Source organism: Streptomyces sp. NPDC107581, assembly GCF_055657175.1.
In genome coordinates this window covers 75,054-89,702 of the sequence record NZ_JBVKBH010000007.1, presented here as the reverse complement: position 1 = coordinate 89,702, position 14,649 = coordinate 75,054, and the positions used below count along the sequence as shown (strand labels likewise).

The 14,649-nt window shown below is 72.0% G+C and carries 16 protein-coding genes, 1 pseudogene and 1 riboswitch; of the genes and pseudogenes, 9 read left to right on the top strand and 8 right to left on the bottom strand.

The annotated features are described in order from the left end of the window. Positions 1-169 precede the first annotated feature (169 nt). The 4 genes from ACZ7P3_RS19285 to ACZ7P3_RS19270 all read right to left on the bottom strand — a co-directional run bounded on the left by ACZ7P3_RS19285 (position 170) and on the right by ACZ7P3_RS19270 (position 3,049). On the bottom strand, positions 170-1,228 hold the full coding sequence (locus ACZ7P3_RS19285) for a hypothetical protein (RefSeq protein WP_472083161.1): 1,059 nt from the start codon (positions 1,226-1,228) through the stop codon (positions 170-172). 134 nt (positions 1,229-1,362) lie between these two features. Further along, positions 1,363-2,097: an isocitrate lyase/PEP mutase family protein gene (locus tag ACZ7P3_RS19280; RefSeq protein ID WP_472083159.1), complete on the bottom strand. Its 735-nt coding sequence runs from the start codon at positions 2,095-2,097 to the stop codon at positions 1,363-1,365. Beyond that, complete coding sequence (locus ACZ7P3_RS19275) at positions 2,094-2,537, bottom strand: carboxymuconolactone decarboxylase family protein (protein ID WP_472083157.1); 444 nt, start codon at positions 2,535-2,537, stop codon at positions 2,094-2,096. Before ACZ7P3_RS19275 ends, ACZ7P3_RS19280 begins: the two co-directional genes overlap by 4 nt. Next, positions 2,534-3,049, bottom strand: a complete 516-nt coding sequence (locus tag ACZ7P3_RS19270) for a carboxymuconolactone decarboxylase family protein (protein WP_472083155.1) — start codon at positions 3,047-3,049, stop codon at positions 2,534-2,536. Before ACZ7P3_RS19270 ends, ACZ7P3_RS19275 begins: the two co-directional genes overlap by 4 nt. A 47-nt stretch (positions 3,050-3,096) precedes the next feature. Here ACZ7P3_RS19270 and pdxR point away from each other — a divergent pair, with 47 nt between their 5' ends. After that, complete coding sequence (pdxR, locus tag ACZ7P3_RS19265; protein ID WP_472083153.1) at positions 3,097-4,494, top strand: MocR-like pyridoxine biosynthesis transcription factor PdxR; 1,398 nt, start codon at positions 3,097-3,099, stop codon at positions 4,492-4,494. 12 nt (positions 4,495-4,506) lie between these two features. Here the strand turns inward: pdxR and ACZ7P3_RS19260 are convergent, their stop codons facing one another. Next, positions 4,507-4,761: a GntR family transcriptional regulator gene (locus ACZ7P3_RS19260; RefSeq protein ID WP_472083151.1), complete on the bottom strand. Its 255-nt coding sequence runs from the start codon at positions 4,759-4,761 to the stop codon at positions 4,507-4,509. Between the two features lie 148 nt (positions 4,762-4,909). Here ACZ7P3_RS19260 and ACZ7P3_RS19255 point away from each other — a divergent pair, with 148 nt between their 5' ends. Together ACZ7P3_RS19255 and ACZ7P3_RS19250 are read left to right on the top strand one after the other, a co-directional pair. Beyond that, positions 4,910-5,164, top strand: a complete 255-nt coding sequence (locus tag ACZ7P3_RS19255) for a hypothetical protein (protein WP_472083149.1) — start codon at positions 4,910-4,912, stop codon at positions 5,162-5,164. After that, the gene (locus tag ACZ7P3_RS19250; protein ID WP_472083147.1) at positions 5,161-5,415 is read left to right on the top strand and encodes a hypothetical protein; all 255 of its coding nucleotides are present in this window, start codon (positions 5,161-5,163) and stop codon (positions 5,413-5,415) included. The genes ACZ7P3_RS19255 and ACZ7P3_RS19250 overlap by 4 nt, the downstream gene beginning before the upstream one ends. Before the next feature lie 272 nt (positions 5,416-5,687). Here the strand turns inward: ACZ7P3_RS19250 and ACZ7P3_RS19245 are convergent. Beyond that, positions 5,688-5,953: pseudogene (locus tag ACZ7P3_RS19245) on the bottom strand (IS5/IS1182 family transposase); the annotation flags it as partial. A gap of 96 nt (positions 5,954-6,049) precedes the next feature. On the opposite strand from ACZ7P3_RS19245, the gene ACZ7P3_RS19240 reads away from it, so the two are divergent. Then, a complete protein-coding gene (locus ACZ7P3_RS19240; protein WP_472083145.1) occupies positions 6,050-7,108 on the top strand; it encodes a M4 family metallopeptidase in 1,059 nt (352 codons plus the stop codon). Between the two features lie 29 nt (positions 7,109-7,137). Continuing rightward, entirely contained in the window at positions 7,138-7,404 is a 267-nt protein-coding gene (locus tag ACZ7P3_RS19235) for a protealysin inhibitor emfourin (RefSeq protein ID WP_472083143.1), read from the top strand. Between the two features lie 393 nt (positions 7,405-7,797). On the opposite strand, the gene ACZ7P3_RS19230 is transcribed toward ACZ7P3_RS19235, so the two are convergent. Beyond that, positions 7,798-8,640: a DMT family transporter gene (locus ACZ7P3_RS19230; RefSeq protein ID WP_472083872.1), complete on the bottom strand. Its 843-nt coding sequence runs from the start codon at positions 8,638-8,640 to the stop codon at positions 7,798-7,800. A gap of 143 nt (positions 8,641-8,783) precedes the next feature. On the opposite strand from ACZ7P3_RS19230, the gene ACZ7P3_RS19225 reads away from it, so the two are divergent. After that, complete coding sequence (locus ACZ7P3_RS19225; protein ID WP_472083141.1) at positions 8,784-9,152, top strand: hypothetical protein; 369 nt, start codon at positions 8,784-8,786, stop codon at positions 9,150-9,152. A gap of 16 nt (positions 9,153-9,168) precedes the next feature. Next, on the top strand, positions 9,169-10,353 hold the full coding sequence (locus ACZ7P3_RS19220) for a glutathionylspermidine synthase family protein (protein ID WP_472083139.1): 1,185 nt from the start codon (positions 9,169-9,171) through the stop codon (positions 10,351-10,353). 123 nt (positions 10,354-10,476) lie between these two features. On the opposite strand, the gene rocD is transcribed toward ACZ7P3_RS19220, so the two are convergent. Continuing rightward, positions 10,477-11,730 carry an ornithine--oxo-acid transaminase gene (gene rocD, locus ACZ7P3_RS19215; RefSeq protein WP_472083137.1) on the bottom strand — a complete coding sequence of 418 codons (1,254 nt, stop codon included), beginning with the start codon at positions 11,728-11,730 and terminating at the stop codon, positions 10,477-10,479. A 44-nt stretch (positions 11,731-11,774) separates the two neighbouring features. Then, a riboswitch (ZMP/ZTP riboswitch) is annotated at positions 11,775-11,863 on the top strand. A gap of 31 nt (positions 11,864-11,894) precedes the next feature. Here rocD and ACZ7P3_RS19210 point away from each other — a divergent pair. Continuing rightward, a complete protein-coding gene (locus tag ACZ7P3_RS19210; protein ID WP_472083135.1) occupies positions 11,895-13,358 on the top strand; it encodes a glycine hydroxymethyltransferase in 1,464 nt (487 codons plus the stop codon). A 238-nt stretch (positions 13,359-13,596) separates the two neighbouring features. Then, positions 13,597-14,610 (top strand): tryptophan--tRNA ligase, encoded by a 1,014-nt coding sequence (gene trpS / locus ACZ7P3_RS19205; protein ID WP_472083133.1) that lies wholly within the window; start codon positions 13,597-13,599, stop codon positions 14,608-14,610. Positions 14,611-14,649 lie beyond the last annotated feature (39 nt).

Sequence of the window (14,649 nt, the reverse complement as noted above, 5' to 3'; positions counted from 1 at the left end):
GGGATCCGCAGGCCGGCACCGGGCAGGGCTGAGCGCGGGGCTGCCGCGCCGGTCTCCGCGTGCTCGGCGCGCTTGCCCTGCTCGGAGCGCTCGGCGCGGCGTGCCCGGTGAGCCTGCCGTTGACCTCGCGGTGGGCGACCGGACCCGTCCACCGCGAGGCGGACCGCGGTCAGCTCCAGCGGACGGCGTGGTAGAGGGTGGCGTCCCCGGGATCGTCGACGCTGCACTCTCCTACGGTGGTGCCGCTCGCGTCGACCGAGGCCGGCACGCACACGCCGGTGCTGCCGGCGGGCGCGCCGAGGTGGCTCACGGTGCCGTCGGAACTCCACCGCACGGCACGCGGGTTCGTCGCACCGTGCATCGATTCCCCGGCGATGACCCCGAGGTCGTTGACGGCCTCGGCCTCGCCGCCGTCGTCGCCGGTGAGTTCCGCGAGCGCGGACACCGTCCCGTCGGCGTTCCACCGCACCGGGGTCCTCCGGACGGGCCCCATCGGACTGCTGAGGCCGGACATGCCGACGATCTCACCGCTGTCGTTGATCGCGTTGGCGCGGCCGGCGGTGTCACCGGGCAGCGAAGGCAGCTCCTGCACCGTGCCGTCCGCGCTCCACCGCACCGCGTGCATACGGCCGTTGCCGGCGAGAGAGACCCCGACCGCCACACCGGAATCGTTGACTCCCACGGCCCACGCCTGCGTGTCGCCGGGCAGCGCGGGCAGGACGTTCCTGCTGCCGTCGGGGTTCCAGCGTGCGGCCTTCGTGCGGCCGCTGGTCGCGTCGTAGGTCTCGCCGGCCACGACACCGGTGCCGCTGACGGCCCGCGCCATGCCGCCCTTGCCGCCGGGCGGGGCCCCGAGGTCGGTGACCGTTCCGTCGGGGTTCCAGCGCACCGGCACCCGGCCGTGGGTACCGCTCGCATCGCCCACGACGACACCACTGTCGTTGACCGCCAGCGCCTCGCTTTCGGTGCTGCCGCCAAGGCGGGGCAGCCGGACGATCGTGCCGTGTGCATCCCATGACGTCGCATGGGTGGCGTCGGCCGAAAGCCGGGCCCAGCCGACGGTGAGCCCCGACCCGTTGATCCCGGTGGCCGCGCTCTGCGTCCCCCCGGGGAGGGTGCCGAGATCGGTCGCGGTGGCGGTCGCGGCCGCCGACACCGGAGTGTTCAGCGCGGCGACCGCGACCGCAGCCAGACCGGAACACCATGCAATGTGCCGAAGAAGCCTCATGGCCGCGAGTGTGATCGACGCCCCGATCCGCCGACAACAGGATGATCGGACAACCGTGAACCACCGCAGTTTCCCGTCGTGACAACCACCGACGCCCCGACGCCGCAGATCCCGGACTCCGTTCCGCGGCGGGACTACGCCGGCGGGACCTGGCGGAGCCCGTCGGCGATCTCCCGCAGCGCGGCCGCGGCCCGCCGCTGGAGTCCCGGCCCGAACGTGATGCGGGTGGCCCCGAGTTCGCCGAGCGCGGCGGGCGAGGGGCCCTCGCCGTCCAGCCGGGCCAGCATGTTCAGCGGGCCCCGGATCCCGGACCGCAGCAGGGGCAGCAGGCCCGCCGGGGCGAGGATCGGGTACACGCAGTCCGCGCCCGCGGCCACGTACAACGCCGCGCGCTCGACGGCCCGTTCGGGGTCGCCGTCGCCGTGGACGAAGGTGTCGACGCGGGCGTTGACGAACAGCCGGTCCGCGGCGGCCGAGCGCACCTCGGCGAGGAACTCGGCCTGCTCCCGCGGGTCCTTGAGGACACCCCCCGCCGAGTCCTCCAGGTTGCAGCCGACGACGCCGGCCTCCAGCAGCCGCTCCACCAGCTCCTTCGGCGCGAGCCCGTAGCCGCCCTCGACGTCCGCCGACACCGGCACGTCCACCGCCCGCGCGATCCGGGCCACCGCGGCGAACATCTCGTCCGCCGGGGTCTCGCCGTCCGCGTACCCGAGAGCGGCGGCGACGCCCGCGCTCGGGGTGGCCAGCGCCGGGAACCCGGCCTCGGCGAACACCCGGGCGCTCGCCGCGTCCCAGGGGCCGGGAAGGACCAGCGGGTCGCCCTGGCCGCGCTTGAGATGCAGCGTCCGGAACACGTCCACGTTGCTCACGGCTGGTAACCCCCCGGCGGGACACGGCGGCTGACCATCAGGCGGTTCCAGCCGTTGATGACGGTGACGAGACCGATGAGGTGGGCGAGTTCGGCCTCGGGAAAGTGCTTGGCGGCGGTGTCGTGGACCTCGTCGGGCACGAAGCCGTCGGTCAGCACGGTGACCGCCTCGGTCAGGGCCAGCGCGGCCCGCTCCCGCTCGCTGTAGAGGTCCTCGGTCTCCTCCCAGGCGCCGAGGAGCTGGAGGCGGTCCTCCGACTCCCCGTTCTCCCGGGCCACCCGCAGGTGCATGTCGAGACAGAAGGCGCAGTGGTTGAGCTGCGAGGCACGGATCATGACCAGCTCGGCGAGGACCGGATCGCCGAGCCCCTTCTTGGCGGCCGCGCCGAGTGCGGACATCGCCCTGCCGACCGCCGGGTCCAGCAGCCGGGTCCGGCTCACTTGTACTGCCCCGGGGTGTAGTGCCCCGGGGCCATCCGGGTCGTCACGCCGAACCGGTTCCAGGCGTTGATCACCGTGATCGCGGCGATCAGTTGCGACAGCTCGGCCTCCTCGAACTGCTCGGCGGCCTTCTCGTAGACCTCGTCCGGCACGAAGCCGTCGGTCAGCACGGTGACCGCCTCGGTCAGCTCGATCGCCGCCAGCTCCTTCTGCGTGTAGAAGTGCCGCGACTCCTCCCACGCGCTGAGCTGGACGATCCGTTCCACGCTCTCGCCGGCCGCGAGCGCGTCCTTGGTGTGCATGTCGAGGCAGAAGGCGCAGTGGTTGAGCTGCGAGGCGCGGATCTTCACCAGCTCGTACAGCTTCGGGTCCAGGCCGTTCCTGGCCGCGGTCTCCAGGCGGATCATCGCCCGGTAGACCTCGGGCGCGTGCTTGGCCCACTCCAGTCGCGGGGCGAGCTCGGGGGCGTACTCGACGGTGTCCTGTGCGGTGGTGTCCTGTGCAGTGTTCATGTCCTCGACCCTAGGAGTGAGGCAGCCCAGGAGTATGGTCCATTTCCATGGTGAATTCATGGGCCACTCTGGGTGTCGACCTGCACCTGGAACCGGCCGGCTCCGGCGGGCTGCGCCGGGGCCTGACCGACGCACTGCGGGAGGCCGTACGCAGCGGCCGCCTGGTCCCGGGCACCCGGCTGCCCTCCTCCCGCTCCCTCGCGGCCGACCTGGGCATCGCCCGCAACACCGTCGCCGAGGCCTACGCCGACCTGGTCGCCGAGGGCTGGCTCACCGCCCGCCAGGGCTCCGGCACCCGGGTCGCGGACCGGGTCGTGGCCCCGCCCGCGGCCTCGGCACCCCGGCGCCGCGAGCCGGGCGAGCCCGTCCACAGCCTGATCCCCGGCTCCCCCGACCTCGCGTCCTTCCCCCGCATCGAGTGGCTCAAGGCCGCCCGCCGCGCCCTGTCCGTCGCACCCTCGCACGCCTTCGGCTACGGCGATCCACGCGGCCGTCCCGAACTGCGCACCGCCCTCGCCGGCTACCTGGCCCGCGCCCGGGGCGTCCGCACCGACCCCGAGACGGTCGTGATCACCGCGGGCTTCTCACACGCGCTGCGCATCCTCGGCACGCTGCTGCGCTCACGCGGGGTGCGGTCGGTCGCGGTGGAGTCGTACGGCCTCGACGTGCACTGGGGCCTGCTGCGGGACGCGGGCCTCGTCACCTCCGCGCTGCCCTACGACGACCTGGGCACGGACCCGGGTCCCCTGGACGAGCAGGGGGCGGTCCTGCTCACCCCCGCCCACCAGTTCCCGATGGGCACGCCGCTGCACCCCGACCGGCGGGCCGCCGTCGTGGACTGGGCGCGGCGCACCGGCGGGCTGGTCCTGGAGGACGACTACGACGGCGAGTTCCGCTACGACCGCCAGCCCGTCGGCGCGCTGCAGGGCCTCGACCCCGACCGGGTCGTGTACCTCGGCACCGCCAGCAAGTCCCTCGCCCCCGGCCTCAGACTGGGCTGGATGGTGCTGCCGCCGGCCCTGGCGGAGGAGGCCACCGCGGTCAAGGGCCGCATCGACACCGTCGGGGTACTGGATCAGCTGACCCTGGCCGAGTTCCTCACCTCCGGGGCGTACGACCGCCACGTCCGCTCGGCCCGGCTGCGCTACCGGCGCCGCCGTGACGCCCTCGCCGCGGCCGTCGCCGACCGCGCCCCCGACGGCCCCCGCATCGAGGTGACCGGGATCGCGGCCGGCCTGCACGCGGTGCTGAGGCTGCCGCCCGGCACCGAGCAGTCGGTGATCCAGGCCGCCACCTGGCAGGGCCTGGCCCTGCACGGCCTCGCCTTCCACCGCCACGAGGAGGCTGTCGCCGAGCCCCTGGACGCACTGGTCGTCGGCTACGGAACACCGTCGGACAGCGCGTGGACGGGGGCCCTGGAGGCGTTGTGCAGGGTGTTGCCGTGAACGGAGCTCCGGCTAGGCGGGGGTTTCGGGGGAGGGCGGTAGGGGGTCGGCCACAAAGGTCCCCAGTCCGACTTCGCCCCGCGTCCAGCCCTGCTCCCGTACATGCCGCATGGCCTTCGCGGCTGTCGCGTTCACCACGCCGAACTCCTGGGCGATTTCGAGCGTGGACGGCACGCGGCTTCCCGGCGGATACGTGCCGTTCTTGATGCGTCGGATGATCTCCGCGGCAATCTGACGCCAGAGGGGGCGCGTGCGGTCAAGCTCCATGAGCCTCAGCGTGGGTGACCATGGCATTCTGCGCATCCGTGGTTATCCGCGGTTATCCACGGTATGTTGGTTTCGCAAGCAGAACGGCCCCGACGGGAAGCGGCTACTTCCTCACCGGGGCCTCAGCCGACTGAATAGGAGTCGACCTGTGCGCAGCCTACTGGCCGCGATGCTGAGCCTTTTCCTGCCGCCGCGCGGAGCCCACCGCGCCGCCACGCCGCCGCCCCTCATTGCCCGCCAGTCCGCGTTCCGGCTCACCCCCGTGCGCAGGACGCGGCCGTACCCGACGGACGTCATCGCCGCCGACGCCCTACCGCTGGTCCGGCCCTACGTCGTCGTCTGGGAACGCGAGCGTGACGAACAAGCACGGCGCTACTACGCCCCGTGGGAGGCCGCCGTATGAGTACGTCACCCCTCCGCAGCCTCGGCGTCGACCCCGCTACCGGCAAGGAGGCGTTCGTGGTCGCGCGCCCCGGCGGGTTCCTGGAGGCGCTGGCCGACGCGCATGCCCTGGAGGCCGCCGCCGTCCTGGTGGCGGTCGTCGGCGCCGTACTGGAGGCGGGGGAGGCGTCGGACGCCGAACTCGCCGCCCTCGTACCGCCGTTGCATGCGGCGCTCGACGAATGTGTCGGCATGATGGCGGCAGGCTCGTAAGCGATGACGGAGCCGGGGGGTGATGGCGTTGTCCGGAGGCTTGGGGCCACCCGTGCGAACCCTCCCGTCTCGGCGGGCGGCAGCCTTGCGGCGGGGCTGCCTGCCCTCACCCGGCCGGCCGTCGGGCGCCGGACCGGAAGCGATCTTCCGCAGCGGCTGCGAGAAGCGGCTGCGAGAGCGGACCGTCCGCCTTCGTCGCTTGGACGACATCCTCGGCGGTGACACCTTCAGGGTCTGCATCGGCGAATGAGGTCGCGCAGACAGGGGTGTGCTCACGGGCGGCGGTTCGGACGTCCGTCCCAGCGGTGGGTCGTCCACGCCCTGCGGAGCAGGCTACGGACGGTGACGAGCGTATCGACGAGGCCGAAGAAGGCGTCGATGACGGCGGCGCGGCGCTCATAGCTTCAGGCGAGCCGGTGGAAGGCGTTCTGCCAGGCGTGGGTGCGCTCGATGTGCCATCGCCGGCTCGCCCTGATCGGCGCCTTCTCACCCCGACACCCGTGCGCTCGCGCCGGCCCCTATCAGACTGCGGGATGCGGAGGTTCCGCCACCCAAACGGAGATCAACCACTCGATCTCATTAATCGCCGCACGAAGGAGTGTCAGCCCCGGTGCCCAGTGCCACATAGCACGACATGAACGCATCGGCTGAACCGTTCTTCCGCACGATCATTCCCCCGCACATCCTCGACAGGCTCGCGGAGTCCGAGGATCCCCGGTACCACGAGCCCGCGCGCCGCACCCTCGAGCACGACGGTGCCCTCCGCACCCAGCGCCGGGTCGTCGCCGCCCGCGGCCTGGCTCCGACCACCCCTGCCGCCGCCTCGGACAGCCCGAACCGCACGATCTACGACGCCCATCACCTGACGACCCTGCCCGGCGGCAAGGTCCACACCGAGGGTGCCGCCCCCGGCAAGGACGCCGCGGTCAACCGCGCCTACAGCGCGCTCGGCGCCACCTTCGACTTCTACCTCAAGGCCTACGGACGCCGCTCCGTCGACGGCACCGGTCTGCCGCTGAACGCCACCGTGCACTACGGCATGGAGTACGACAACGCCTTCTGGAACGGCGACCAGATGATCTTCGGCGACGGGGACGGCATTGCCTTCCTCGACTTCACCATCTGCATCGAGGTCATCGGCCACGAACTGACCCACGGGGTCACCCAGTACACGGCCAACCTGGAGTACTACGGCCAGTCCGGCGCCCTCAACGAGTCGGTCTCGGACGTCTTCGGCTCGCTGATCAAGCAGTACTCCCTCGGCCAGACCACCGACCAGGCCGACTGGCTGATCGGCGCGGGCCTGCTCGGCCCCACCATCGACGGCATCGCCCTGCGCTCCATGAAGGCTCCCGGAACCGCCTACGACGACTTCCAACTGGGCAAGGACCCCCAGCCCGCCACCATGAACGACTTCGTCGAAACCCCGCGCGACAACGGCGGCGTCCACATCAACTCCGGCATCCCCAACCACGCCTTCTACCTCCTCGCCTCCGCCCTCGGCGGCTTTGCGTGGGAACGCGCGGGCAAGATCTGGTACGAGACGCTGACCGGCGGCAACCTGGCCTCCGACGCCGACTTCGCCACGTTCGCCCGGCAGACCGCGGCCACGGCCCGGAGCCTGTTCGGCGAGGGCGACGAGACCAAGGCGGTGCTCAAGGCCTGGGCCCAGGTGGGGGTCCCCATCTCGTAACCCGGCCCGTACCGGGCGACAATGGCGGCATGCGGATCGCCATCACCCGTACCGGCGGGTTCGCCGGTATCGAGCGTCGGGCCGAACTGGACACGTCCGGCCGGCCCGACGTCACGCACCTCGAGGCCCTGGCCCACCACGCCCTCGCCCCGGGCCACGACTCCCCCGCCCGCGGTGTCCCCGACGGCTTCCACTACGAGATCACGGTCGACGATCGCACGGTCCACCTCGCGGACCCGCACCTCACCGAGGACCAGCACGAGCTGATCAGCACGGTGCTCCGCGAAGGCGCGTGACCCTCTTCCGGTGCATGCGGAGCCGTTCCCTGCACCACCCGTCCCTCCACCATGGCGAACCGACCCGCTCCGGGACCAATTCGCGGCACTCCTGCCCAAGCGGCCTGCGGTCGATCCGGCCCACCCGCTGGGGTGCCACCGCAGCCGCCCGCGACGGGGAGGGCGAACTCGGCACCGTCGGGGCCGGCCGTGATGCCGTAGGGCCCGGCCTCCTTGTCCGCCACGCGGATCTCCGTGGCGGCCGGGGCATCGGAACGGGGCACGGCAACTCCTCGCGGGACAGGCATCGATCAGCTACCGCACCCTGCCCAAGAGGAGACGTTTTCGCGCAGGGTGGCCGGGGGCGACGGGGCGAGCCCTGCGCCGCCGGGGTCGTGCGTCGTCGCGGCGCCCTCAGCCTTCTTCCGTCGCCGGTGTTTCCTCCGTGGCCGGCGCCTCCCCGAACCGTGCCAGCGCCAGTGCCCCCACCACCGCCACCGCGAACCCCAGTACCGCCAGCCAGGCCAGGCCCTCGCGGGTGCGGTCGCCGAGCCAGATCACCCCGACCGCGGCCGGGCCGATCGTCTCGCCGAGCACCAGGCCGGCCGTCGCCGTCGTCACCGAGCCGCGCTGCAGGGCGGAGGTCAGCAGGATGAAGGCGGCGCCGCCGCCGATCAGGAGGGCGTAGGCCGCCGGGTTGGTGAACAGATCGGCCGGCCGCAGCGAGTCGATCAGGCGGACCGACACCTCCACCACCCCGAACCCGAAACCGGCCCCGAGCCCCAGCACCAGTGCCCGCATGCGGCCGGACAGCCGCCCGCCCAGCGGGGCGAGCGCCAGCATGCAGAGCGCCGTCGCGAGCATCGCCCACTTCAGGGCGTCCGAACCGTCCTGGTTCCCCTCCGGGCCGGACGCCAGCGCCAGCATCGCGAGACCGGCGCACACCACGCCGACCGCGCCCCACTCCGTGCCCGTCAGCCGCACCCGCAGCAGGCGCGCCGCGACCACCGCCGTCACCGCCAGACTCGACGCCAGGGCCGCGCCGACCGCGTAGATCGGGATCGAGCGCAGCGCCGCGATCTGGAACAGGAAGCCGAGTCCGTCCAGTGCCAGTCCCGCCAGATAACGCCACTGCCTGAGCGCCCGCAGCAGCAGCGCGGCCTCGCCGCCTCCGCCCGTACCGGCTTCCCGCGCGGCGACCGCCTGCAACACCGTCGCCGTACCGAAGCAGACCGCCGCGGCCAGGGCACACACCATTCCAAAGAGCACGAAGTGACTCTAGGGTAGGCGCGATCCGGCCACCCCCCTCGGTGCCCGTTCCCGCCGGTCTCTAGGCTGGCGGCCGAAAACGGGCCCGACCGACGGGCGTTCAACGGGCAGCCAACGGGGGAGACACCAGCATGGACACCGCACGCCGACGACTTCGCTCCGGAACCGTCCTCCTGGGCGGGATGGGCCTGCTGGCCACCGCCCTGACCGCCTGCTCGTCCTCCGCCCCGGACAAGCGCTGCGTCGACCGCAACAGCTACCAGCTCGCCAAGGGCTACAAGGTCGTCTCCGACAAGAACTGCGGGACGACGAAGGCCTCCGTGAACGGCGCCTGGTACTACGGCGGCAAGAAGAAGGGCTCCTGGGTCGACAGCGGCTCCTTCACCAGGCCGAGCAAGGGATCCGGCTCCGGTTCCGGCTACTCGTCGAGCGGCGGCGGCCACCACAGCGGGGTCCACCGCGGCGGCTTCGGCGGCGGCCACGGCAGCTCCGGCGGCTGAACCCAAGGAGCCGATCATGGAACGCCGTACGACCACTCCGCGCCCCGGCTGGCAGCAGACCGTCGAGGCACAGGGGCTCGTCTACCCCCTGACCCGCCACCCCGACGGCGAACTGCGCCCCTACTGGGACGAGAGCGCCTACTACGCCTTCAGCCTCGACGAGATCGAGAGGCTGGAAGAGACCGTCGAGGAACTGCACCGGATGTGCCTGGCGGCCGCCGGGCACATCGTGGCGGAGAACCGCCTCGCCGACCTCGGCATCACCGACCCGCGCATCGCCGGGGCCGTCACCGAGGCCTGGCACCGCCGCGCCGAACTGCCGGCCGTCTACGGCCGGTTCGACCTGCGCTACGACGGCACGGGCCCGGCCAAGCTGCTGGAGTACAACGCGGACACCCCGACCTCCCTGGTCGAGGCCGCCTCCCCCCAGTGGTTCTGGATGGAGGAGCGCTTCCCCGGCGCCGACCAGTGGAACTCCCTGCACGAACGCCTCGTGGACGCCTGGCGGGTACAGGCGAAGCTGCTCCCGCCGGGCAGCCCCCTGCACTTCGCGCACTCCAGCGCCGACGAACTCGGCGAGGACCTGATGACGGTCGCCTATCTGAAGGAGACCGCCGAGCAGGCCGGCCTCGACACGGACTGGATCTCCATGGAGGAGATCGGCTGGGACACCCTCTCCGGCCGGTTCGTCGACAACCGGCTCCGGTTCATCCGCAGCATCTTCAAGCTCTACCCCTGGGAGTGGCTCACCTCCGACCTCTTCGCCGGACACGTCCTCGACACCCTCGACAACGGCGGCGGCACCGGCAGCACCCTGTGGATCGAACCGGCCTGGAAGATGCTCCTGAGCAACAAGGCCCTCCTCGCGATCCTCTGGGAGCTGTACCCCGGCCACCCCAACCTGCTCCCCGCCTACCTGGACGGCCCGCGCGAGCTGGCCGAGGCGGGCGGCTACGTCGCCAAGCCCCTGCTGGGCCGCGAGGGCGCGGGCGTGACCGTCCACGAGCCCGGCGCGCCCGCGGTCCTGCGGGACGAGCCCTGCTGCTACCAGCAGCTCGCCCCGCTGCCCGCCTTCGACGGCAACCACGTCGTCCTCGGCGCCTGGGTCGTCCAGGACGAGCCCGCCGGCCTCGGCATCCGCGAGTCCTCCGGCCTGATCACCGACGAGTACGCCCGCTTCCTGCCGCACGTGATCCTCTAGCCGGCCAGGCCTTCAGGCCCTGGGGGAACCTTTCGGGCGTTCAGGAAACCCCTCGGGCCCAGAAACCCCCCAGGCCCCAGGAACCCCTCAGGCCCCAGAAACCCCCCAGGCCCCAGGAACCCCTCAGGCCTCCAGGACCGCGCTCAGCTGGGCGAGCCCCCAGTCCAGATCCTCCTCGGAGACGACCAGCGGCGGAGCGATCCGGATGGTGAACCCGTGGGTGTCCTTGACCAGCACACCCCGGTCCATCAGCCGCTCCGACACCTCCCGCCCGGTGCCGACCCGCGGGGCGATGTCCACCCCGGCCCACAGCCCGCGCCCGCGCACCGCCGTCACCCGGCCCGTGCCGAGCAGCGCGCGCAGCCCGTCGTGGAGCCGTGCCCCCAGCTCCGTCGCCCGCGCCTGGAACTCGCCCGAGCGCAGCATCGCGATCACCTCCAGCGCCACCGCGCAGGCCAGCGGGTTCCCGCCGAACGTCGAGCCGTGCTCGCCCGGCCGGAACACCCCGAGCACGTCCGCGCTCGACACCACCGCCGACACCGGCACGATCCCGCCGCCCAGCGCCTTCCCCAGCACATACACGTCCGGGACGACCCCCTCGTGCTCGCAGGCGAAGGTCCGCCCGGTCCGGCCGAGACCCGACTGGATCTCGTCGGCGACGAAGAGCACGTTCCGCTCACGGGTCAGCTCCCGCACCCCCGGCAGATAGCCGGCCGGCGGCACGATCACCCCCGACTCGCCCTGGATCGGCTCCAGCAGCACGGCGACGGTGTTCTCGGTGAGCGCCGACCGCATCGCCGTGAGATCCCCGTACGGCACGATCTCGAACCCCGGCGTGTAGGGCCCGAAGTCCGCCCGTGCCTCCGGATCGGTGGAGAAGCTGATCACGGTCGTCGTACGCCCGTGGAAGTTGCCGCCCGCGACCACGATCTTCGCCATCTCGGAGGGCACCCCCTTCACCCGGTACCCCCACTTCCGGGCCGTCTTCACCGCGCTCTCCACCGCCTCGACGCCCGTGTTCATCGGCAGCACCATCTCCATGCCGCACAGCTCGGCCAGCTCGGTGCAGAACGCGGCGAACCGGTCGTGGTGGAAGGCGCGGGACGTCAGCGTCACCCGCTCCAGCTGCCGCCTGGCCGCCTCCACCAGCCGCCGGTTGCCGTGGCCGAAGTTGAGCGCCGAGTATCCGGCCAGCAGATCCAGATAGCGCCGTCCCTCCACATCCGTCATCCAGGCGCCCTCCGCCGTGGCCACGACCACGGGCAGTGGATGGTAGGTGGGCGCACTGTGCGCGTCTGCGGCGGCGATGAGGTCTTCAGCAGTGGTCACGGCCTCTCCCGGATAGGACGGTGGCCCCCTTCCTATCTCCGCTCGCATGGTGGACGCGGGATCTCGCCCCCGTGGCGCGCCCGGTAGGCTGATCAGCGGGCCGTGACTGGCGCGCTGGGATGGGACGGACCATCGGGGAGCGGCCCGAGCGGGAACTGTGCCGTGCGCCTGGGCCGAACCGAACATGCCGAACGCCACGTCCGGAGGTCCCGATGCCTGAGAATGCCCCCCATTCCGCGTCTCTTTCCGCCGAGTCCACCGCCTTCCGCGCCGCCCTCGACGTGATCCGCGCCGTCGAACCGGGCGTCGCCGACGCCATCGGCCAGGAGGTGGCCGACCAGCGCGAGATGCTCAAGCTGATCGCCTCGGAGAACTACGCCTCCCCGGCCACGCTGCTCGCCATGGGCAACTGGTTCAGCGACAAGTACGCCGAGGGCACCATCGGCCGCCGCTTCTACGCCGGCTGCCGCAACGTCGACACGGTGGAGTCCCTGGCCGCCGAGCACGCCAAGGCGCTGTTCGGCGCCCGGCACGCCTACGTCCAGCCGCACTCCGGCATCGACGCCAACCTCGTCGCCTTCTGGGCCGTCCTCGCGGACCGGGTGGAGGTCCCCTTCCTGGAGAAGACCGGCGTCCGCCAGGTCAACGAGCTCTCCGAGGCCGACTGGGCCGAGCTGCGCCAGGCCTTCGGCAACCAGCGCATGCTCGGCATGTCCCTGGACGCCGGCGGCCACCTCACCCACGGCTTCCGCCCGAACATCTCCGGCAAGATGTTCGACCAGCGCTCCTACGGCACCGACCCGGCCACCGGCCTGATCGACTACGAGGCCCTGCGCGCCCAGGCCCGCGAGTTCAAGCCCCTGATCATCGTCGCGGGCTACTCCGCCTACCCCCGCCTGGTGAACTTCCGGATCATGAGGGAGATCGCCGACGAGGTCGGGGCGACCCTCATGGTCGACATGGCCCACTTCGCGGGCCTGGTCGCCGGCAAGGTCCTGACCGGCGACTTCGACCCGGTCCCGCACGCCCAGATCGTCACCACCACGACCCACAAGTCCCTGCGCGGCCCGCGCGGCGGCATGGTCCTGTGCGACGACTCCCTCAAGGACCAGGTCGACCGCGGCTGCCCGATGGTCCTCGGCGGCCCGCTCCCGCACGTGATGGCCGCCAAGGCGGTCGCCCTCGCCGAGGCACGCCGGCCGTCCTTCCAGGACTACGCCCAGCGCATCGTCGACAACTCCCGCGCACTGGCGGAGGGGCTGATGCGCCGGGGCGCGACCCTGGTCACCGGCGGCACCGACAACCACCTCAACCTGATCGACGTGGCCACCTCCTACGGCCTCACCGGCCGCCAGGCCGAAGCGGCCCTCCTCGAATCGGGCATCGTCACCAACCGCAACGCCATCCCGGCGGACCCGAACGGCGCCTGGTACACCTCCGGCATCCGCATCGGCACCCCGGCGCTCACCACCCGGGGCCTGGGCACGGCGGAGATGGACGAGGTGGCGGGCCTGATCGACCGCGTCCTCACCACCACCGAGCCGGGCACCACCAAGTCGGGCGCCCCGTCCAAGGCGGCCCACGTCCTGGACGCGAAGGTGGCGCAGGAGATCTCCCAGCGGGCGACGGACCTGGTGGCGGGCTTCCCGCTGTACCCCGAGGTCGACCTGGGCTGACCCGCCCGCCCTTCACGAGGCCCGCACGGGGCTCCTCGCGCGGCGGCCCGGCACTGCGCCGGGCCGCCGCGCGGCGCATCGGGAAGCCGCCGCCGGCCGCCACGCCCGCAGGAGTCCTGGTCCGGGCCCGGCCGGCGCCGATCGCACCCGGCTTGATCATCCACCGGACGATCAAGCGGAACGAGCCGGAATCCCCCGGTGTCCTCAGGGGGAGCGCGCAGCTGAGAGAATGGTGAACATGGCCACTGACCGACCCCGCGTGCTCTCCGGAATCCAGCCCACCGCAGGCTCGTTCCACCTCGGCAACTACCTCGGCGCCGTCCGCCAGTGGGTGGCCCTGCAGGAGTCCCACGACGCGTTCTACATGGTCGTCGACCTGCACGCGATCACGGTCCCGCAGGACCCCGCGGAGCTGCGTGCCAACACCCGGCTGGCCGCCGCGCAGCTGCTGGCCGCGGGCCTGGACCCGGACCGGTGCACGCTCTTCGTGCAGAGCCATGTGCCCGAGCACGCCCAGCTCGCCTGGATCATGAACTGCCTCACCGGCTTCGGCGAGGCCTCCCGCATGACCCAGTTCAAGGACAAGTCCGCCAAGCAGGGCGCCGACCGCGCGTCCGTCGGCCTGTTCACGTACCCGATCCTGCAGGTCGCGGACATCCTGCTGTACCAGGCGCACGAGGTGCCGGTCGGCGAGGACCAGCGCCAGCACATCGAGCTGACCCGTGACCTGGCCGAGCGCTTCAACGGGCGCTTCGGCCCGACCTTCACCGTCCCCAAGCCGTACATCCTCAAGGAGACGGCGAAGATTTATGACCTGCAGGACCCGTCGATCAAGATGAGCAAGTCGGCGTCCACGCCGAAGGGCCTCATCAACCTGCTCGACGAGCCGAAGACGACGGCGAAGAAGGTCAAGAGCGCGGTCACCGACACGGACACGGTGATCCGTTTCGACACCGAGAGCAAGCCCGGCGTCAGCAACCTGCTCACGATCTACTCGACGCTCACCGGGACCGGCATCGCCGACCTGGAGGCGTCCTACGAGGGCAAGGGCTACGGCGCGCTCAAGACGGACCTCGCCGAGGTCATGGTCGAGTTCGTGACGCCGTTCCGGGAGCGCACCCAGCAGTACCTGGACGACCCCGAGACGCTCGACTCGGTCCTCGCCAAGGGCGCGGAGAAGGCGCGTGCCGTCGCCGCGGAGACGCTTGCGCAGGCGTACGAGCGGGTGGGTTTCCTGCCGGCCAAGCACTGAGCCGCGAGCCGGGGCAGCACCGGGCGCCCGGGGGCACCG

Bases quoted from the DNA above. Each gene is read 5' to 3' on its own strand.
- pdxR (WP_472083153.1), top strand. From the start codon at position 3,097: ATGGTGAATTCATGGGCCACTCTGGGTGTCGACCTGCACCTGGAACCG.
- ACZ7P3_RS19270 (WP_472083155.1), bottom strand. From the start codon at position 3,049: ATGAACACTGCACAGGACACCACCGCACAGGACACCGTCGAGTACGCC.
- ACZ7P3_RS19220 (WP_472083139.1), top strand. From the start codon at position 9,169: ATGGAACGCCGTACGACCACTCCGCGCCCCGGCTGGCAGCAGACCGTC.
- ACZ7P3_RS19210 (WP_472083135.1), top strand. From the start codon at position 11,895: ATGCCTGAGAATGCCCCCCATTCCGCGTCTCTTTCCGCCGAGTCCACC.
- rocD (WP_472083137.1), bottom strand. From the start codon at position 11,730: ATGCGAGCGGAGATAGGAAGGGGGCCACCGTCCTATCCGGGAGAGGCC.
- ACZ7P3_RS19240 (WP_472083145.1), top strand. From the start codon at position 6,050: ATGAACGCATCGGCTGAACCGTTCTTCCGCACGATCATTCCCCCGCAC.
- ACZ7P3_RS19235 (WP_472083143.1), top strand. From the start codon at position 7,138: ATGCGGATCGCCATCACCCGTACCGGCGGGTTCGCCGGTATCGAGCGT.
- ACZ7P3_RS19285 (WP_472083161.1), bottom strand. From the start codon at position 1,228: ATGAGGCTTCTTCGGCACATTGCATGGTGTTCCGGTCTGGCTGCGGTC.
- trpS (WP_472083133.1), top strand. From the start codon at position 13,597: ATGGCCACTGACCGACCCCGCGTGCTCTCCGGAATCCAGCCCACCGCA.
- ACZ7P3_RS19225 (WP_472083141.1), top strand. From the start codon at position 8,784: ATGGACACCGCACGCCGACGACTTCGCTCCGGAACCGTCCTCCTGGGC.
- ACZ7P3_RS19260 (WP_472083151.1), bottom strand. From the start codon at position 4,761: ATGGAGCTTGACCGCACGCGCCCCCTCTGGCGTCAGATTGCCGCGGAG.
- ACZ7P3_RS19230 (WP_472083872.1), bottom strand. From the start codon at position 8,640: ATGGTGTGTGCCCTGGCCGCGGCGGTCTGCTTCGGTACGGCGACGGTG.
- ACZ7P3_RS19250 (WP_472083147.1), top strand. From the start codon at position 5,161: ATGAGTACGTCACCCCTCCGCAGCCTCGGCGTCGACCCCGCTACCGGC.